Origin of the sequence: Burkholderia reimsis, from assembly GCF_003294055.1 — a bacterium.
GTDB lineage: Bacteria > Pseudomonadota > Gammaproteobacteria > Burkholderiales > Burkholderiaceae > Burkholderia > Burkholderia cepacia.
Window position 1 is genome coordinate 74,094 of the sequence record NZ_QMFZ01000024.1, and the last position, 18,124, is coordinate 92,217.

Sequence of the window (18,124 nt, forward strand, 5' to 3'; positions counted from 1 at the left end):
CTCTGGATTCGACCCGGCCGCCGTAGGCGCGTCGCCTGGGTGGCCGATTCCCGTATTGCGTCCATTCCCGTGAATGACTCGGCGACGCGATCCTGGTCGCACGGATCGCGCCTCCGAGCCATCTGCGTCACTACGAATAGCCCTGCATTCCGTAATTGGTGTCGTGCCGGCGTCCCCACCACGGCAGGTACGCATTGTTCCCGCCACGCGCGCGGAACCAGTCCTTGTCCGGATCGATCGGCGTGAGCGTCGACGGTGGCCTGACGACGACTGCGACGGGATGCTCCGGGTCGGTCGTGCCGGCGACCAATGCGTTACCGCCGAAGTGATTGATCCGGCCGATCGCCAGCGCAACGTCGGTCAAGGCGCTGCCGGTTCCCATGTCACCGAGCAGGGCGGCCGTGTTGAAGGCCTGTTGCCGGGGATCGTATTCCGGGAGCGTTTCCGTCAAGGTCTGCGCGAGTGCGACGAGACGTGACGAGGCCGCGTCACTGCCTTTCCCTGCGTCGTGCACGATGTACTCGAGATCCGGGACTGCGACGCCGGCATTGCGCGCTGCCTGGTCGATGGTCGCTTTCCACGCCTGCACGGTTCGCGTCGTGCCGACCTTCGGCGAGAACGCTTGCGTGTTGCCGGTGGCGGTCTTGCCGATCCAGGCGAGCGGTTCGCGCTGCGTGTCGAAGTTCGGGCCGGCGAGAAACAGCACGACGAGGTTCTCGTTGATCTGCGCGTCGAGCGGCGGAAAATTCGGCGCATCCCAGTTCACCACCCACACGGTCTTGTCGGGGTTGTCCTGCAGGTAGTCCAACGCCTTGTTCAGCGACGCGAAGCCGGCGTTCGCGCCGCCTTGCGTGATTTGCACATCGGGCAGCGTGTCGCGGCTCCACATCGTCGGGAAATACCGATTGCCGATCGAAAACGTCTTTCGAATCGAGTTTTGCAAATAGCTCTGCGATTCGTCCGCGTCGAGTCGCTCCGGAATCGCGAGCTCGACGCGAATGCCTGCCAATTCGCGCCAATCTTTCTTGTTGTTGGGGTTCACCGTGTAGAAGTATTTTGGATTGGAGGCGTAGCGAGAATGAAGCAGCAGAGGGAACCTTTTCATGTACTTGTGATAGAAACCCTTGAACGTCTCCGCGCCTTCGTTGCCGTATGCGATACCCGCTACCGATTGCAGCGTAGTAAAGGACTTCGGATCGGTGCGGACCATATCGTCGTTCTTGTTTGGCGCGGCGAGCCCCTGCGTCCACAACAATTGCCATTCGGTCGGGTAGTCCCTCCGTTGCAACGGATTCATCCAGATCAGGCCGACAACCTGCGCGACGAACGGCTTCGCCGACGCTGCATCTTCAAGCACCGTACTCCCTACTTGCTCCTGGGCAGGCGCGGCTTGTGCCGGACGCGTCATGGCCGTGATAAACAGAAACACCATGAGCGCAGCCAGGGCGGGCACGACAACGATTCGTTTCATCCATTCTCCTATTTCCAGATGGGCTGGATCGGGTTGTTCGACGTGCGTCACCAGCGACGCCATGAGTACTGCGGCAATGGGCCATACCGAAACGGCGACTGCGACACGTCGCTGCCATGTAGCGATGAGTGCCTTCAAAATGCACCTCCGACCTTCAGAAAAAACGCCCCTTCACGTTCATCGACAATCGCGTCGGACATATTTCCTTCTCCGTTTTCCGTATGCACCCATTCCTGTATCGGTAGATCGTCAAGTTTGCCGCGCATGAAATAGTCGAAGTACTTCTCCCTCGGATTGCCGTCGAATCATTTCTCGATCCGCGACCGTCGTCGGTGCGCACCGACGAACCGGCGGCAACGGCCGCTACGCCGGACGCAGCCGCATCGCGACCGGCACCGCCGCCCATCGTCGTGTGTGAAATGCGGATGCCGTGAAAATGCGCTCAGGGGCGATAGCGACGAACGGAAATTGTCAGAATGTGTTTCCGGGCAGGAATCAGGCGTGTTGCTTCGTCACTGGAAAAGCGCGGCAGAAGCGAGCGGTTTTTCAATCCGTCGAGATGGTCAGGTCCGTCATCCGCCGATGCCGCCGGGTGACGCACTTGTACGCGGCGCCGTGTCCTGATCGGCCGGTGATTGAGTCGATATCGTCCGTACCTGCATGGCGAATTCGACGAGTTTGTATCGCACTGTATCCAGCGCTGCTCCGGAAACATCGGATTGCACTGAAACCCTGCTTCAGAAACATGCCGGATACGTGGGCGGGTTCTACTGTCGACATGCAGGAAACGTTCGATGCCAGACGATCTGGATCGGATGCCGAATGATCGACCGACCTACTTCCTTCAAGGAGAACCCTCATGAAAGCCGCTCGCATCCTCGCCGTTGCCGTCCTCGCCGCCGTCCCCGCCCTGTCGTTTGCCGATACCGGCCACGGCCTCACGCGTGCCGACGTGCGCGCCGAACTCGTCCGCCTGGAACAGGCCGGCTACAACCCGGCGCGTAGCGAACCGCATTACCCGGAAGACGTCGCCGCCGCGCTGCAGGTCGCGCGTTCCGACCAGAACGGCCCGTCGAAATCGCAAGGCGACAACGTGGCCGACGCATCGACGCGTGCCGGCCATCGCGACGCGGCGCGAGCGCATTCCGCGCACGACGCATACGACGACCTGTACGCGCATTCGTGATCCGGTGCCGCGCCTGCCTCGTGCGCAGGCGCAGCCGCCACCGCGGCACGTTCAGACAACACAACAGAGCAAGGAGCAAAACGATGGCCGGTTTGATGAAGCGCGTTCTGGTGTCCGCCGCGGTGATCGGCGGACTGTTCGGTGCGGTCGCGGCGCAGGCTGCGCAGAAGGACGACCTGAAGGGCACGAACGTCGTGCTCGTGCACGGCGCATTCGCCGACGGTTCGAGCTGGAACCGCGTGATTCCGCTGCTCGAGGCGCGCGGGCTGCACGTGGTGTCGGTGCAGAATCCGCTGAGCTCGCTCGCCGACGATGCAGCCGCGACGAAGCGCGCGATCGACGAACAGAAGGGACCGGTCGTGCTGGTCGGCCATTCGTGGGCCGGCGTCGTGATCAGCGACGCGGGCAACGACGACAAGGTGAAGTCGCTCGTGTACGTCGCCGCGTTCGCACCCGACAACGGCCAGTCGATCGCGGACGTCACGCAGGGGCTGCCGGCACCCGCATGGGCCGGCGAACTGCGCAAGGATGCGGGCGGCTTCGCCACGTTGTCGGACAAGGCGATCGCGCAGGATTTCGCGCCGGACCTGCCGCCCGCACAGCAGCGCATCGTCGCGGCGACCCAGGGGCCGTGGTACGGCGGTTGCATTTCGGAGAAGGTCACGCAGGCCGCGTGGCATGTGAAGCCGTCGACGTTCGTCGTCGCGACGCAGGACCGGATGATCGATCCGAATCTGCAGGAAACGATGGCGAAGCGGATCGGCGCGACGGTCGCGCGCGTGAACGGCAGCCACGTGTCGATGCTGAGCCAGCCGCAGGCCGTGGCCGACGCGATCATCGCGGCGGCGGAACGGGCGAAGCAGGAAACGCAGTGAGTGAACGCGGCGCCGCGCTTTCGCAGGAAAGCGCGGTGGCGCGAGTGACGGAGATGTCTTTTCACGAGGAGGAGTCATGACGCAACTGTGGCAACTGCCGGCAACCGAACTCGCGAAACGCGTCCGGCATCGTGACGTGTCCGCGCGCGAAGTCGCGGACGCCGTGCTCGATCGTCTCGACGCGGTGAATCCGGCGATCAACGCGGTGATCGAACACCGGCCCGACGACGTGCGGCGTCAGGCCGACGAAGTCGATCGCGCGATCGCGCGCGGCGACGATCCGGGGCCGCTCTCGGGCGTGCCCGTCACCGTGAAGATCAACGTCGACCAGGCGGGTTTCGCGACGACCAACGGCACGCGCCTGCAGGAGAACCTGATCGCGCATGCCGACAGCCCGGTGGTCGGCAACCTCAGAAAAGCCGGCGCGATTCTGCTCGGCCGCACCAATTCGCCGACGTTCGCGCTGCGCTGGTTCACGTCGAATCTCGTGCACGGCCACACGCGCAATCCGCGTCATCCGTCGCTGACGCCGGGCGGATCGAGCGGCGGCGCGGCGGCGGCCGTGGCCGCGGGAATCGGCCCGCTTGCCGTCGGCACCGACATCGGCGGCTCGGTGCGTTACCCCGCCTACGCATGCGGCGTGCACGGAATCCGGCCGTCGCTCGGGCGCGTGCCGGCGTTCAACGCGTCGTCGCCTGAGCGGGCGATCGGTGCGCAGTTGATGTCGACGGCCGGCCCGATCGCACGCACGATCGACGATCTCGCGCTCGCGCTGCGTGCGTTCGCCGCTCCCGACCCACGCGACCCGTGGCACGTGGCGGTGCCGTTCGACGGGCGCGAGGTGCCGAAGCGCGCGGCACTATGCGTGCGGCCGGGCGGCCTGCAGGTCGTGCCCGAGGTCGAGGCCGCGTTGCGCGATGCCGCGCGACGGCTGGTCGACGCGGGCTGGACCGTCGACGAGATCGACGACACGCCGCCGATGCGTGAGGCCGCACTGTTGCAGGAGCAGCTCTGGCTCGGCGACGGTTTCGATGCACTGGCGAACGCGGTTGCCGGCGATGGCGATCCGGGCGCGGCGGCGGTGGTCGAGGCCGTGCGCGGCAAGGTGCGCGACTTGCCGGCCGACGTGATCGGCCGCGCGCTCGTCCGGCGTACGACGCTGACACGGCAGTGGCGGCTGTTTCTCGATGAATATGCGGTCGTGTTGCTGCCGGTGTCGTCGGAGCTGCCGTTCCCGGACGATCTCGACCGGCAGGGGCAGGACGGATTCGATCGCGTGTGGGAGGCGCAGCTCACGTTGCGCGCGCTGCCGGCGATGGGGCTGCCGGGGCTTGCCGTGACGACGTCGCTCGAGAATGGCGTGCCGGTCGGCGTGCAGGTGGTCGCCGCGCACCATCGCGAGGATCTGTGCCTGCTCGCCGGGCGCGACATCGAAGCGCGCGGCGTGCCGGTTGCGCCGGTCGACCCGGTACAGTAACCGGCAGACGCACAAGCGAATGCGTCGGCGATGCCCGTCAGGCATCGTGCAGACGCATGCCGGCAGCAGGACTTCTTGCATCATCCATGCAGGCGCGCCAGCGCCTGCATCCCGTTTCGGATTTCATCGCAACGCGCCACCCGCCGCGTTGATCGTCTCCCGCGATTCCTTTCGAATGCCTTCGATGCGCGACATCGAACGGCCACCGTTGCGCCTGTCCTGCTCACCCGCGAGCCCGCGCCGATAGCGCGCGTCTGCTATTGCATTCCCCGCAACGCTGATTAGGAAATGAATTTTTATTGGTTCAGCTTCCCCGGCCGCCCTCGCATAGTGGCGCTGACGGCTATAGACAGCACGCAAGCTGCAACGGCCGCATTCCCGGTGTTTTTGTTCATACGAATCCGCGAAAACAAGGAAGTGTCATGACGGTTGAACTGGAAGAACGAACTGCCGCGCAGCAGGCGCTCGAAGACGCGCGCGCGGCCGCTGCGGCGGCCGGCACGCCCTATGCGGGCGGTGTCGCGCCGGAAGTCGCGTGGGCGCTGTTCTCGTCCGGCGATGCGCTGCTGGTGGATGTGCGCACGGCCGAGGAACGGAAATTCGTCGGCCACGTGCCGGAGTCGCTGCACGTGCCGTGGGCGACCGGCACGAGCCTGACGCGCAACCCGCGCTTCGTGCGCGAACTGGAAGCGAAGACGGGCAAGGCGGCCGTCGTGCTGCTGTTGTGCCGGAGCGGCAACCGCTCGGCGCAGGCGGCCGAGGCCGCGACGAAGGGCGGCTTCACGCAGGTATTCAACGTGCTCGAAGGGTTCGAGGGCGACCTCGACGAACGGCAGCATCGCGGCGGCAGCAACGGCTGGCGCTTCCGCGGCCTGCCGTGGGCACAGGACTGATTCACGGCCGAGACAGGGAGAACGCAGCATGGCCGCATTCGACATCGACGACATCGTTCAATCGCTGCAGACCGTACGCCGTGCATGGCGCGAGAAGCAGCGGCGCTCGCTCGAACCGGGCGGGCGCGACCTGCCGGCGCGCGAAGCGCTCGCGCAGATCATCGGCGCGCTGAAGGGCGTGCTGTTCCCGATGCGGCTCGGGCCGCCCGAGCTGCGCCAGGAGAGCGAGAACTTCCACGTGGCCCACGCGCTCGACGCGGCGCTGAACGCGCTGCTCACGCAGGTCAAGCTGGAATTGCGCTACGCGGCGCGGCAGCGCAATGCCGACGGGCCGGTCGATCATGTCGACGAAGTCGCGTCGACGGCCGTGCAGGCGTTCGCCGCGCGCCTGCCCGAGATCCGCCGGCTGCTCGACAGCGACGTGCTGGCCGCGTTCCACGGCGATCCGGCGGCCGGCAGCGTCGACGAGGTGCTGCTGTGTTATCCGGGCATCCTCGCGATGATCCACCATCGGCTCGCGCACGAGCTGTACGGGCTCGGCCTGCCGCTGCTCGCGCGGATCATCGCCGAACAGGCGCATGCGGAGACCGGCATCGACATTCATCCGGGCGCGCGCATCGGCGCGGGCTTCTTCATCGACCACGGCACCGGCGTCGTGATCGGCGAGACGGCGATCATCGGCGAGCGCGTGCGCGTGTACCAGGCCGTCACGCTCGGGGCGAAACGCTTTCCGCGCGACGCGGCCGGCCATCTCGAGAAAGGGCTCGCACGGCATCCGATCGTCGAGGACGACGTGGTGATCTACGCGGGCGCCACGATTCTCGGCCGCGTGACGATCGGGCGCGGCGCGGTGATCGGCGGCAACGTGTGGCTCACGCAGGACGTGCCGGCCGGCGAGAACATCACGCAGGCGGTGCTGCGCAGCGAAGCGAACGCCGCGCCGCGCGCGGCAGCGCGTGTCGCATAGGAGGCGCGATGAGCGACCTCATCCATCACTTCGGCGCCAACGTGCGCAGGCTGCGCGAAGCGCGCACGTGGTCGCAGGAACAGCTGGCCGAGCATGCGGGGCTGAACCGCTCGTATGTCGGCGAGATCGAGCGCGGCGAGGCGATCGCGTCGATCGTCACGGCCGACAAGATCGCGCGCGCGTTCGACGTATCGATCTCGACGCTGCTGCCGGGCACGTTCGTCACCTGAGGCCGCCTCGTCACCTTTCCCTTTCGGTTGCACGCGACGTGACGGCTATAGCATGTTGAGCCGGCAGGTGCGTGCTTCCGATAATCACCCAGCGTCATAAGCAATCCCGTTTTTCATCTTAAGAACCCGGAGCCACACATGTCGACCGTTGCAAGCGGCACGGCTGCGCTGAGCGATCACGCCGCCCGCCAACTAGCGAACGCTACCAAGACCGTCCCCCAGCTTTCCACGATCACGCCGCGCTGGCTGACCCATCTGCTGCAATGGGTGCCGGTCGAGGCCGGCATCTATCGCCTGAACCAGGTGAAGAACCCGGAAGCCGTGCGTGCCGCGTGCACGCAGCTCGAGGACGAAAGCGTGCTGCCGCAGACCTTCGTGCCGTATGAAGAACAGCCGCGCGAGTATTTCCTGAACGCGGTGAGCACGGTGCTCGACGTGCATACGCGGATCTCCGATCTTTACAGCAGTCCTCATGACCAGATCAAGGAACAGCTGCGCCTGACGATCGAGACGATCAAGGAGCTGCAGGAAAGCCAGCTGATCAACAACCCCGACTACGGGCTGCTCGCGAACGTGACCGACGACCAGCGGATCTTCCCGCTGACGGGCGCGCCGACGCCGGACGACCTCGACGAGCTGCTGACCAAGGTGTGGAAGGAGCCCGCGTTCTTCCTCACGCACCCGCTCGCGATCGCCGCGTTCGGCCGTGAATGCACGCGGCGCGGCGTGCCGCCGCCGACGGTCAGCCTGTTCGGCTCGCAGTTCCTCACGTGGCGCGGCATTCCGCTGATCCCGTCGGACAAGGTGCCGGTCGCGGACGGCAAGACGAAGATCCTGCTGCTGCGCGTCGGCGACAAGCGTCAGGGCGTGGTCGGCCTCTATCAGCCGGGTGTCGCCGGCGAGCAGGGCCCGGGCCTGTCGGTGCGCTTCATGGGGATCAACAACCAGGCGATCGCGTCGTACCTGATCTCGCTGTATTGCTCGCTCGCGGTCCATTCGCCGGATGCGCTGGCTGTCCTCGATGACGTCGAAATCGCCAAGTTCCATGACTATCCCGACACCTACCGTTAATCCCGGCCTGGCCGGCGGCGACGCGCACGCGCTGCCGCACGCGCCGTTGCCGGCCGGCTTGCCCGACCCCGCGACGCTCGCGCGGCTCGCGTCCGAGTTCTTCGCGACGCCGCCCGGGCAGGCCACCGCGCCCGGGCTGTCGGCGGGCAGCGGCGCGGTCGGCGGCGTGCCGTCGGCCTTGCCGGCCGCCGCGCCGATCCTTGCGTCGGTGAGCAACCCGGTCCCGGGCGGCTCGCCGCTCGCGGGGCCGGGCGGCGCGGGCACCGGCGTGCCCGGTCTCGCGCCCCCGCAAGGGAAAGTGCCCGGCGCGAACCTCGCGCCGTCCGCACCGACCCACGTGCTGTCGCTCGGCAACCGCGCACCGGCGCTCGCGCCGCATGCGGCCGCGCAGAACGGGCTGCCCGACAACGCCGTGTCGATCGCGCCCGCGCTCGAACCGCGCGTCGGCGGCGCGGCGCTCGGTGTGCCGCAAGTGAATGCGCCGGCGCCGGACGGTGCGGCGAAGGCATCGCCGTACTACTTCACCGACGGTTCGCTGCAGGGCTGGCAGGCGACGCCGCAGGACATCGTCGTGCCGTCGAACGGCCTCGCGTCGCCGGAAGCGTTCGGGCTGCCGGGCGACGACGCGCTGCGCGAACTGCTCGCCGTGCATCGCGACGTGCCGGCGTCGCGCGCGTCGGGCAGCGAGGTGCCGCGTTACTTCATCGACGATACGCACGCCGCCGAGCCGCAAGGTCAGCTGTATCGTGGCGCGCACCCGCCGTTCGACGTGAACGCGATTCGCCGCGATTTCCCGATCCTGCAGGAGCGCGTGAACGGCAAGCAGCTCGTCTGGTTCGACAATGCGGCGACGACGCACAAGCCGCAGGCCGTGATCGACCGCCTCGCATACTTCTACGCACACGAGAACTCGAACATCCACCGCGCGGCGCATGCGTTGGCCGGCCGCGCGACGGATGCTTACGAGCATGCGCGGGAAACCGTGCAGCGCTTCATCGGCGCCTCGTCGCCGGACGAGATCGTGTTCGTGCGCGGCACGACCGAGGCGATCAACCTGATCGCGAAGTCGTGGGGCGTGCAGAACGTCGGCGAAGGCGACGAGATCATCGTGTCGAACCTCGAGCATCACGCGAACATCGTGCCGTGGCAGCAGCTTGCCGCGCTCAAGGGGGCGAAGCTGCGCGTGATTCCGGTCGACGATTCGGGGCAGGTGCTGCTCGACGAATACCGGAAGCTGCTCAACGACCGCACGAAGATCGTGTCCGTCACACAGGTGTCGAACGCGCTGGGGACGGTCGTGCCGGTGAAGGAGATCGTCGATCTTGCGCATCGGGCGGGGGCGAAGGCGCTCGTTGACGGCGCACAGTCGATCTCGCACATGCGCGTGGACGTGCAGGCGCTCGATGCGGATTTCTTCGTGTTCTCCGGGCACAAGATCTACGGGCCGACCGGGATCGGTGTCGTGTACGGCAAACGCGCGATCCTCGACGACATGCCGCCCTGGCAGGGCGGCGGCAACATGATCGCGGACGTGACGTTCGAGCGCACGGTGTTCCAGCCGCCGCCGAACCGGTTCGAGGCCGGCACCGGCAACATCGCGGATGCGGTGGGGCTGGGTGCCGCGCTCGACTACGTGAGCCGCGTCGGCATCGAGAACATCGCGCGCTACGAGCACGACCTGCTCGCGTATGCGACGAGCGTGCTCGCGCCGGTGCCGGGCGTGCGCCTCGTCGGCACCGCGCGCGACAAGGCGAGCGTGCTGTCGTTCGTGCTGAAGGGCTACGAGACCGAGGAAGTCGGTCAGGCGCTGAACGAAGAGGGCATCGCGGTGCGCTCGGGGCATCACTGCGCGCAGCCGATCCTGCGGCGGTTCGGGCTCGAGGCAACGGTGCGGCCGTCGCTCGCGTTCTACAACACGTGCGACGAAGTCGACGCGCTGGTGAGCGTCGTGAGAAGGCTGGCGACGCGACGCTGACGCATGCCGTCTGCGAGGAGCCCGCTTGTGGCGCCCGGCAACGGGCTGTCGCAAGCGGGCTCATTTGCATGGCGATGCGGGCATGGCGCGCCGCTCGACGTTCCGTGAGCATCCATCCGTCGCGCCCCATCCTCCATGGCCCGGCCGCTGGCACCGGATCGGCAACCGGCGCATCGACGGGAGCGCCGTTGCGCCGTGCGTTGCGCCTGGCATCCCGCCGCGGCGGCCAGAGCCGGTCGTCGCGCTGGCGCGCGGCGCGACGCCGCGCGATCGCGGTCGAAGCGGTGATCACGAAGTTCGGGCATGGCCCGGCCAGGCTGCGCAGCGGGACGCTGGCGAGCAGCGGTCCTGCGGGTTGATTGCTCGCCGGGTGGCTGAGGCATTATCGGCGAGCTTCGGGCAGGGCGGCTGAATAGTTTGGCATCCAGATCAATATGCGTGGAAGCCGGCACGCAGCGAGCACGGTCGAAAGCATCCCGACGTGAGCGCAGGGGCGCATTGGCATGCGATCACGCGACACGTGCGCCCGCCTGCGCCCGGGCACCCGGATATTCATCGGACGATTCGGTGTTCGAGCGTTGCACACCTCGCTATCACGGACCTGCGCGGACCACAACTCGCCGCTTCTGGAAACGTCCGTTACGGATTCCGCGTTAATCCCGGCGTCACTTTGGTCGTTATCGGGAAGTCGACCTTGCACGTGCCGTACCCGACTGGTTTCACGCGCATGCGTCGCATGCACCGGCGGCGTGCTCAACGCTCTCCTGACCATGATCAAGAATTTCAGCATTCGCACCCGTCTGGCGCTGGCGATGGGTTTTCTCGGAGTATTGCTGGTCGTCGGCGGCATCATCGGCGTGGTCGGCATGGCAATCGGAAACAACGACGTGAAGACGCTCTATTCCGAACGGCTCGCTTCGTCGGAGGCGCTCGGGCAGGCGAATGTCGCGCTGTCGAGGACGCGCCTGTGGCTGTATCGCATCGCGCTCGATCCGGCCAGCGACGAAGTTCCGCAGGAAACCGGTGTGGCCCGCGACATGCTGGCCGCATCGAGGAAGGCATGGGACGCCTATCGTGCGCTGCCGTTTTCCGGCCCCGAAGAGGCCCGCCGCGCGGCCGACGCCGGCAGCAAGTTCAAGGCGCTGGTCGACAACGGGCTGGAGCCGATGTTCGAGGTCATCGCCACCCATGATGCGGCCAAGATTCCGGAAGTCTGGCGACGCATCCCGCCGTCGCTGTTCATCGACGCGTCCGACGCCATGGATGCGCTCGGGCAGCTCCAGATCACGGCTTCGCGGGCGACATTCGATGCCGCGCAGGCGCGCTTCCACTGGTTCATCGGCATGGCGTTCGCCGGGAGCCTGGTCGCGCTCGGGGCGGCCACGCTGACATGGTGGTCGCTGCAACGGGCGATCGGCACACCGCTGGCGAACGCACTGGGCCATTTCGGCGCCATCGCCGAAGGCGACCTGACGACCCGGGTGGAGGTTCATTCGACCGACGAAATGGGGCAACTGCTGACCGGTTTGCAGACGATGCAGGGCGAACTGCTCCAGACGATCCGGGCGGTGCAGAACGGCTCGCACGCGATCGACGCCGCCGCTCGGGAGATCGCGGAGGGCAACGTGGATCTGTCCCAACGGACCGAGGAGCAGGCCGCGTCGCTGGAGGAGACGGCCGCGTCCATGGAGCAGCTGACGTCGACGGTTCGCCAGAACGCCGAGAACGCGAAGCAGGCCAGCCAGGTGGTGAGCGACGCGGCGCTGCTGACCGAGCAGGGCAATCAGGCCGCGCAAGAGGTCGTCAGGACGATGCGGGGGCTGTCGGAATCGTCAGGCAAGATCGCCGAGATCATCACGGTGATCGAAGGCATCGCTTTCCAGACCAACATCCTGTCGTTGAACGCCGCGGTCGAAGCGGCCCGGGCCGGCGAACAGGGGCGCGGGTTCGCGGTCGTGGCGGGCGAAGTGCGCTCGCTGGCCCAGCGCAGTGCCGCGGCATCGCGTGAAATCAAGGAACTGATCACGGATTCGCTCCGGCGCGTCGACACCGGCGCACGGCAGGTCGATCGCGCGACGGGGACGATGACGGAAATACTGGCGTCGGTGCGACGGGTCGACGTACTGATGAGCGAGATTACCGCCGCGTCCGACGAGCAGTCGCGAGGCATCGAGCAAGTCAATCAGGCCGTCGCGCAGATGGATCAGGTGACGCAGCAGAATGCCGCGCTGGTGCAGCAGGCATCGGCTGCGGCGGCGGCGCTGAAAGCGCAGGCGGGGCAGCTGGAAGCGACGATCGCGGTATTCCGGATCGATGCCGCCCGAGCCTGATTCGACGCCGGGGCATCCGGTCGCGAAGGACGCACCGTGTCGGGATCGTTCCTGCTCTGCACGCCGTGGCCATGCTCCGACAGCCGGGCATCGAACCATCGGTGCCGCGCTTCGACATGGTGCGACTCATCGGGGCGGGACGTGATTTGCCCGCCGTCCGGCAGGCCGCGACAGCGGATCTCGATCGCGCCGGGCCGCCGCATCGTGCACGACAGCGATTGTTGACGACGCTGGAAAGGTCCAATCCAGAAGCGGTAATAGGTGCCGCGAATATGGCCGATTATTCTCCCGTTCGCAGTAATGGCGTCCGTTCACGAATGCTGTCGGACTGCTTACAAAATCAATTGCTCAGGGAGGCCTTTCATGAGACGCACCGTTGTCACCGGTTGTATCGGCGCCGCTTTCACCATGTCAGCAACGTGCGCGTTCGCGCAGAGTTCGGTTACGTTGTATGGCCTCGTCGATACGGCGATCCGTTATCAGACGAATGCCGGCCCTGACGGCAAGGACCTGATCGGAATGACGGTCGGCCCGGAAACGCACAGCCGCTGGGGCTTGCGCGGCAGCGAGGATCTCGGCGGCGGGCTGTCGGCGATTTTCCGTCTCGAGAACGGTTTCGAGCTGGGCGATGGCAAGCTGCACGTCGCGAACACGCTGTTCAGCCGGCAGGCCTACGTGGGCCTGTCGAGCGGCCGATATGGCACGCTGACGTTCGGCAACCAGTACGCGCCGCTGTACGACACGATGGGCGACGTATTCGATCCGATGACCGTCGGCGACTACTGGCAAGACAGCTGGGCGTACAACGGCATTGGCAACTACCTGACGGTGCCGAACTCGGTGAAGTACGCATTCACGTACAACGGGTTCAGCGTCGATGCGATCTACGGCTTCGGCAATCATGCCGGTGCGATGGGCCTCGACAGCACGTACGGCGTCGAGCTCACCTATGCGCGAGGGCCCGCGTCGATCAATGCAGGCTTCCAGCAGACCTCGGTATCGTCCGTGAACGGCAGTGCGACCAACGGCGCGAAGGTGAACTTTCTGCACGTGAGCGGCGCGTATCAGGTGACGCCCTCCGTCCGCCTGCTGGCCGGCTGGCTGCACGGCCAGGACAAGACGGGCACGACCGACTTCAACATGCAGCAGGCCGGCGCACCGGCGTTGAGCGGCGGGAGCCCGAACCGCATCGACGACACGTTCTACGTCGGCGCCAACTGGCAGGCCACCGCGCCGCTGCTGATCACGGTGGCCGGCTATTACGGCCACGCACGCAACGCGGAGCGGCTCGACGGCACGCTCGGCTCGGGGATCAACTACTCGGCGACCGTGCTGGCCGAGTATGCGCTGTCCAAGCATACGGAGGTCTACGGCACGGTCGATTTCTCGCGCGGCAACGGTGCGTTCGCGGCCGACTATCCGGGTGCCACCAACCGGCTCACCGGCAAGGTCGACCAGATCGGCAGGACCAACAACGTCGGGGCTGCCGTCGGCCTGCGCCAGATGTTCTGACGTTACGGCGCCCCGCGCGGCGAGCGTTTCTGCTGCAAAATTCAGAACCGCACGACCTGCTTCTGCTCGACGTTGAAGCCGTCGCGCAGCACGCTCGCCGAATCCGCGAAGTAGCGGCGGGTTTCCGCTAGCAGGTCGGTGTTGCCGCGCCGGCAGAACACGACCCCCGATCCTTCCTCCGTCAGCAGTTCGTCGATCAGCGATTCGGGTTGCCCGATATCGGCGAGATGGACGTTCTGCACGCCGTGCGCGAGCGCATCGAGCGCGTCCCGCACGCAAGGCGCCGCGGTTGCGGCCGGATGCTCGGCCAGCCATTGCTCGAGTTCCGTGATGCCGTAGAGCCCGGCGAGCTCGCCGAGTTCGCGCAGCAGCGTGCTGTCGACCATCATCACCAGCGTGACGGCGCCGGTGCGCTGCGCGAAGAGGCTGCCGAGCTGTTCCGCGCGCAGCAGGTGATCATGGCCTGCGTCGTCCGGGGCGACCGGCATCACGACGGGCACCAGCCCGTTGCCGAGAAACGCAGCCAACGCGGTGCCGTCGAAGTGCGCGACCGCGCTCGTGTTCGTGCGATCGGATGCGGCGGATGCGACCAGCAGCCCGCCGTCGTGACCGTCGATGCCGAGCGCCTTCACGCCGTGGCTGCCGATCAGGCGCACCAGTTCATGGTTGCGCTCGGTCATCGCGGCGCGCGCGGTGTCGACCGATTGCGTGCCGGACGCGGCCGGCAAGCCCTGGACGACGATCGGGCGAACACCGGTGAGTGCGAGCAGCGCGACATCCTGCGCGAAGGCGTGGCGGGCGCGCGCGTCGCTCGCGGTGCCGCCGTCGACGATGACGACGGTCTGCCCGTGCAGGGCCTGCATGAACGGCAGCGAGCGCGCCAGGCCGGCCACGCGATGCGACGTAAGGGTGGAGCTTTCAGGGTCTGGGAACATGGGAATCCGGATGGATGAAGGGAGTGCCTGACGCCGCGCGGTGCGGCGTCAATGCGTGCGTTGCATGAGCCGGTGAATCTCGTCGGGCGTCAGCGCGTCGCGCGACGCTTGCCGGAACGGGCGGTCGCTGAAACACCGTGCCGCGTCGGCGAGCAGTTCGAGGTGCGCGCGATCGTCCGCTTTCGGCAGGGCGAGCACGATGAATTCGCGCACGGGCTTGCGGTCCGGCGCGTTGAACGCGAACGGGTACAGTGCGCGCACGAACAGCGCGACGGCCGAGCCGAGCCCGTCGATGCGCGCATGCGGAATCGCGACGCCCTGGCCGAGGCCGGTCGAGCCCAGCTGTTCGCGCCTGATCAGTTCGGTCCTGATGCGCTCCGCCGGCACACCGCTGCCGCGCTCGATGTGTCGCGCGGCGAGGTCGAACAACTGAATCGCGCTTTCGACCGGCACGTCGAGCAGGATGTTGTCCGGCGGGCACGCGTCGGCCAGCCGGATCGCGGCAGGCGTGGCGACGCGGCGGCGGGGAAGGTCGGGGTGGCCGCCGATGGCGGCCTGCTGCGTTTGCATGCGGATCTCTCCGTGTCGGGATGACAGGGAAATCCTAGACAAAAGCGTGTAAAGACGGTGTCAGAGACGCGGGGGCGCTGCATTAAAATTTCGTATCGATTGCGCTGGCGCCCGCCGCGTGCCCGACAGGGACATCGTCAGGTACCCGACAGCACGAACGGCAACGTCGTCAGCAAGAACACCGAAATGCCGACGACCGGCGCACCGAACGCGATCGCCGCAAATGCCACCGCGGCGCTCGTCAGCACCAGCGTCCTCGAGCGCACGCGGTGCCGGCCGAGTGCCGTTGCGCGATCGTCGCGGGCGGCATCGGGTCGTGTGCCGATCACGTGTTTCCAGAACGTCAGGCCAAGCATGATTGCTCCTTGATGAAAGGCGACCGGGAAGGCGCGCGCTGCGCGCGTCAGCAGCGCTTGAGCTTCAGCACGCGCGAGATCTGCCCGGGCGTGAAGCCGCTGTTGCGCACGTAAGGCGCGCAGTCGAGCGGTGCGGTGAGCGATTCGCTGACGACGTACCGGCCGACGAAGCGGTATGCGTCGGTTGCCATGCGGATGAACACCGGAATCGCATCGCGTTGCGCGGCGAGCGTCCTGCCGGCCGCGCGCGCGGACGCGCTGCCGTCGCAGAGGATCACGTCGGGCGCATGCGGGTTGAGGTCCGTGCGTAGGCAGGCGGCCACGACCTTGCCGTTCTTCGTCGGCAGGAATGCCTGTTTGCTGCCGCCGCACGCGGTATGGATGAATTCGCGGGTGTACTGCTTGTCGATCTCGAACATGATCGGGCTCCGGTATCGGGGACTTCAGTGGGTTAAATAAGGAATGCGAAGCAATAAGGCTGGATCGGCATGCGGGGTGCCAGGCATGCCAATCGATCGTTGCCGGGGTGGCGGATCGGCGGCGCGTCGTGATGCGGGAATTTCCGTGCGAACACGTTCGCATCGCGCGATGCGCGATCAACGCATCGGCGTCGTGTTCAAGCGTGCACGGGAAGGACTACGGCGCGCACCGTCCGCCTGCTGGCAGGACGGTGGCTCGGGAAAAGAGAGACGCAGGCGTCCTGCCTGTCAGGCAGAAAAGCAACTCGGAGGGCGAGGACTTCGGATGCGCATGTACGTACTCGTTGATGGATCGATTGCGAACACATTCTAGTGAACGCACGCGCGGCCGCAAGTAAAAAGGTCGTAAAGGTTGCGTGGCCGGTGCGTGTTACGTGCACTGCCAGAGATGCGCGCTGGTGCGGCACGGCGCGCACCAGAACGTGTAGTTCGCGCCGCCGCTGCCCCACAGCCATTCGCCGCCGTCCGTTTGCGGAAAGTGGGAGTCGAGTTGCATGACGAATGACATCTTGCGGCCGCAATCCGGACAGTCGGGATACCACGCCGACTGTACCCACGACGGTGCGCCGCCGACACGGCTCAGGTTCTGTCGGCTGTTCGACATGCCCCATTCCTGCCGCGTCCAGCGTGCCGGCGCAGTGAAAAGCGCAAGGTCTGCCTCCAGGAATGGGGCCGCCGGATAGTCCGGCTGGATCGCGGTGTCGCGTTGCTGGGACGGGTGCGCACAGGCGTTGCCGGCGTCGTCGTGCCGGTGGAACAGCGGGCCGTCGCTCTCCCAGCCACCGCACGACAGGCAGGTGTCGAACGACACGGGCGTCGCGCTGTCGATGCCTGCTGCAGCGGGTTGGGGCAGTGTCAGCAGTCGATGCAGCGGCTCGTGACACAGGCCGCATCGATGCGACGACACGCCGCCGAAGCGTGCGCCTAATCGATGCGAGCCGCGCGTGTTCCAGGTTGGGTGATGCGCGAGAATCTCGCGGTTCCACTTCGGCTGGGCGCGGAGTATCGGCGCGCCCAGCGTCGATCCGAAGTCGATATGCAGCGGCGTTTCGCTGTGCAATGCGCGCAACGTGTCATATTCCTGAGCGTAGCCGGCGGACATGAGCCAGTTGGCGCGCGCCCCGGGATTGTCCGGAAACAACCAGGCTGCCGCGTCGTGAACGGCTGCAGGCTGTCGCGAATGGAGCAGCGCGACGGCGCGTGCATGCGCTGCCTTGTTACCGGAAGGGGCCTCGGCAAGCCGGCCGCGCCATGCTTCGACCGTCGCCGGATCGAGCATCCGCCACGCGTTTTCCTCGTAGTACACGCGCGGCGACCGCTTCGTGGTGGCGATGTCGAGGAACACGTCCCAGTGATCGGAAAATACCTGCGGCGTCTGCATCACCACGCTCGACAACACGCTCGCGAGCCGCTCGTTCCACGCGCCGTTGCGGACGTCTTGCCACGCTTCGGCCGCAGTCTTCGCGAAAGCGGTGTCGTCCATCAGGTCGAGCGCGGCATCGAGGAACGTCGCATGTGGCAACGCCCGATCGAACGATGCGATCACGAGGTCGGCGAGCGCGGCCGGATTGTCGCGTCGCAGCGCCAGCATTTGCGACATCGGATCGTTGCCTTTCCAGCCGAGGCGTTCGTAGTCGTCGAGAATGGTTTGTACGGTCGGCATGGCGTGAACGGCGGGGCGGCGGACGGGCGTTCATCTTACCCGAGCGTGCCGGCACGCCGCCCGTTTTCGCCAGTCACATGCAAAAAACGCGTGACGACTTTCGTCGCCACGCGTTGCCTGCGTTTTGCTGTGCG

The 18,124-nt window shown here is 66.6% G+C and carries 17 protein-coding genes; 10 read left to right on the forward strand and 7 right to left on the reverse strand.

Annotated features, from left to right (window positions below):
- Window positions 1-130: 130 nt before the first annotated feature.
- Both DPV79_RS25470 and DPV79_RS43675 read right to left on the reverse strand, forming a co-directional pair.
- Complete coding sequence (locus DPV79_RS25470) at window positions 131-1,471, reverse strand: virulence factor (protein WP_113046755.1); 1,341 nt, start codon at window positions 1,469-1,471, stop codon at window positions 131-133.
- A gap of 134 nt (window positions 1,472-1,605) precedes the next feature.
- On the reverse strand, window positions 1,606-1,737 hold the full coding sequence (locus DPV79_RS43675; RefSeq protein ID WP_279636589.1) for a hypothetical protein: 132 nt from the start codon (window positions 1,735-1,737) through the stop codon (window positions 1,606-1,608).
- Between the two features lie 593 nt (window positions 1,738-2,330).
- Between DPV79_RS43675 and DPV79_RS25475 the strand changes: the two genes are divergently transcribed.
- From DPV79_RS25475 to DPV79_RS25520, 10 genes are all read left to right on the forward strand, one after another.
- Complete coding sequence (locus tag DPV79_RS25475; RefSeq protein ID WP_113046756.1) at window positions 2,331-2,657, forward strand: DUF4148 domain-containing protein; 327 nt, start codon at window positions 2,331-2,333, stop codon at window positions 2,655-2,657.
- 83 nt (window positions 2,658-2,740) lie between these two features.
- A complete protein-coding gene (locus tag DPV79_RS25480; RefSeq protein WP_059653979.1) occupies window positions 2,741-3,532 on the forward strand; it encodes an alpha/beta fold hydrolase in 792 nt (263 codons plus the stop codon).
- A 76-nt stretch (window positions 3,533-3,608) separates the two neighbouring features.
- Window positions 3,609-5,009, forward strand: a complete 1,401-nt coding sequence (locus DPV79_RS25485; RefSeq protein ID WP_059494489.1) for an amidase family protein — start codon at window positions 3,609-3,611, stop codon at window positions 5,007-5,009.
- 422 nt (window positions 5,010-5,431) lie between these two features.
- On the forward strand, window positions 5,432-5,902 hold the full coding sequence (locus DPV79_RS25490; protein WP_021156736.1) for a rhodanese-like domain-containing protein: 471 nt from the start codon (window positions 5,432-5,434) through the stop codon (window positions 5,900-5,902).
- 28 nt (window positions 5,903-5,930) lie between these two features.
- Window positions 5,931-6,869 (forward strand): serine O-acetyltransferase EpsC, encoded by a 939-nt coding sequence (gene epsC / locus DPV79_RS25495; RefSeq protein WP_113046757.1) that lies wholly within the window; start codon window positions 5,931-5,933, stop codon window positions 6,867-6,869.
- Window positions 6,870-6,877: 8 nt separating this feature from the next.
- Window positions 6,878-7,099 (forward strand): helix-turn-helix domain-containing protein, encoded by a 222-nt coding sequence (locus DPV79_RS25500; protein WP_021156738.1) that lies wholly within the window; start codon window positions 6,878-6,880, stop codon window positions 7,097-7,099.
- A 138-nt stretch (window positions 7,100-7,237) separates the two neighbouring features.
- Window positions 7,238-8,170 (forward strand): family 2A encapsulin nanocompartment shell protein, encoded by a 933-nt coding sequence (locus DPV79_RS25505; RefSeq protein WP_021156739.1) that lies wholly within the window; start codon window positions 7,238-7,240, stop codon window positions 8,168-8,170.
- The gene (locus DPV79_RS25510) at window positions 8,145-10,145 is read left to right on the forward strand and encodes a family 2A encapsulin nanocompartment cargo protein cysteine desulfurase (protein WP_113046758.1); all 2,001 of its coding nucleotides are present in this window, start codon (window positions 8,145-8,147) and stop codon (window positions 10,143-10,145) included. The genes DPV79_RS25505 and DPV79_RS25510 overlap by 26 nt, the downstream gene beginning before the upstream one ends.
- A 503-nt stretch (window positions 10,146-10,648) precedes the next feature.
- Window positions 10,649-12,475, forward strand: coding sequence for a methyl-accepting chemotaxis protein (locus tag DPV79_RS25515; protein ID WP_279636590.1), 1,827 nt, complete (start codon window positions 10,649-10,651; stop codon window positions 12,473-12,475).
- 363 nt (window positions 12,476-12,838) lie between these two features.
- Window positions 12,839-13,987, forward strand: coding sequence for a porin (locus DPV79_RS25520; protein WP_113046759.1), 1,149 nt, complete (start codon window positions 12,839-12,841; stop codon window positions 13,985-13,987).
- 41 nt (window positions 13,988-14,028) lie between these two features.
- On the opposite strand, the gene DPV79_RS25525 is transcribed toward DPV79_RS25520, so the two are convergent.
- From DPV79_RS25525 to DPV79_RS25545, 5 genes are all read right to left on the reverse strand, one after another.
- Complete coding sequence (locus DPV79_RS25525; RefSeq protein WP_113046760.1) at window positions 14,029-14,922, reverse strand: amino acid kinase family protein; 894 nt, start codon at window positions 14,920-14,922, stop codon at window positions 14,029-14,031.
- A gap of 48 nt (window positions 14,923-14,970) precedes the next feature.
- Window positions 14,971-15,492: a PTS sugar transporter subunit IIA gene (locus tag DPV79_RS25530; protein WP_113046761.1), complete on the reverse strand. Its 522-nt coding sequence runs from the start codon at window positions 15,490-15,492 to the stop codon at window positions 14,971-14,973.
- A gap of 137 nt (window positions 15,493-15,629) precedes the next feature.
- Window positions 15,630-15,848 (reverse strand): hypothetical protein, encoded by a 219-nt coding sequence (locus tag DPV79_RS25535; protein WP_021156746.1) that lies wholly within the window; start codon window positions 15,846-15,848, stop codon window positions 15,630-15,632.
- Window positions 15,849-15,895: 47 nt separating this feature from the next.
- The gene (locus DPV79_RS25540) at window positions 15,896-16,267 is read right to left on the reverse strand and encodes a DUF6697 family protein (RefSeq protein WP_021156747.1); all 372 of its coding nucleotides are present in this window, start codon (window positions 16,265-16,267) and stop codon (window positions 15,896-15,898) included.
- 430 nt (window positions 16,268-16,697) lie between these two features.
- Window positions 16,698-17,990, reverse strand: coding sequence for a hypothetical protein (locus DPV79_RS25545; RefSeq protein ID WP_113046762.1), 1,293 nt, complete (start codon window positions 17,988-17,990; stop codon window positions 16,698-16,700).
- Window positions 17,991-18,124 lie beyond the last annotated feature (134 nt).

Excerpts from the sequence above, each read along its gene's own strand:
- DPV79_RS25470 (WP_113046755.1), bottom strand. The coding sequence starts at position 1,471 with ATGAAACGAATCGTTGTCGTGCCCGCCCTGGCTGCGCTCATGGTGTTT.
- DPV79_RS43675 (WP_279636589.1), bottom strand. The coding sequence starts at position 1,737 with ATGCGCGGCAAACTTGACGATCTACCGATACAGGAATGGGTGCATACG.
- DPV79_RS25475 (WP_113046756.1), top strand. The coding sequence starts at position 2,331 with ATGAAAGCCGCTCGCATCCTCGCCGTTGCCGTCCTCGCCGCCGTCCCC.
- DPV79_RS25480 (WP_059653979.1), top strand. The coding sequence starts at position 2,741 with ATGGCCGGTTTGATGAAGCGCGTTCTGGTGTCCGCCGCGGTGATCGGC.
- DPV79_RS25485 (WP_059494489.1), top strand. The coding sequence starts at position 3,609 with ATGACGCAACTGTGGCAACTGCCGGCAACCGAACTCGCGAAACGCGTC.
- DPV79_RS25490 (WP_021156736.1), top strand. The coding sequence starts at position 5,432 with ATGACGGTTGAACTGGAAGAACGAACTGCCGCGCAGCAGGCGCTCGAA.
- epsC (WP_113046757.1), top strand. The coding sequence starts at position 5,931 with ATGGCCGCATTCGACATCGACGACATCGTTCAATCGCTGCAGACCGTA.
- DPV79_RS25500 (WP_021156738.1), top strand. The coding sequence starts at position 6,878 with ATGAGCGACCTCATCCATCACTTCGGCGCCAACGTGCGCAGGCTGCGC.
- DPV79_RS25505 (WP_021156739.1), top strand. The coding sequence starts at position 7,238 with ATGTCGACCGTTGCAAGCGGCACGGCTGCGCTGAGCGATCACGCCGCC.
- DPV79_RS25510 (WP_113046758.1), top strand. The coding sequence starts at position 8,145 with ATGACTATCCCGACACCTACCGTTAATCCCGGCCTGGCCGGCGGCGAC.
- DPV79_RS25515 (WP_279636590.1), top strand. The coding sequence starts at position 10,649 with ATGCGATCACGCGACACGTGCGCCCGCCTGCGCCCGGGCACCCGGATA.
- DPV79_RS25520 (WP_113046759.1), top strand. The coding sequence starts at position 12,839 with ATGAGACGCACCGTTGTCACCGGTTGTATCGGCGCCGCTTTCACCATG.
- DPV79_RS25525 (WP_113046760.1), bottom strand. The coding sequence starts at position 14,922 with ATGTTCCCAGACCCTGAAAGCTCCACCCTTACGTCGCATCGCGTGGCC.
- DPV79_RS25530 (WP_113046761.1), bottom strand. The coding sequence starts at position 15,492 with ATGCAAACGCAGCAGGCCGCCATCGGCGGCCACCCCGACCTTCCCCGC.
- DPV79_RS25535 (WP_021156746.1), bottom strand. The coding sequence starts at position 15,848 with ATGCTTGGCCTGACGTTCTGGAAACACGTGATCGGCACACGACCCGAT.
- DPV79_RS25540 (WP_021156747.1), bottom strand. The coding sequence starts at position 16,267 with ATGTTCGAGATCGACAAGCAGTACACCCGCGAATTCATCCATACCGCG.
- DPV79_RS25545 (WP_113046762.1), bottom strand. The coding sequence starts at position 17,990 with ATGCCGACCGTACAAACCATTCTCGACGACTACGAACGCCTCGGCTGG.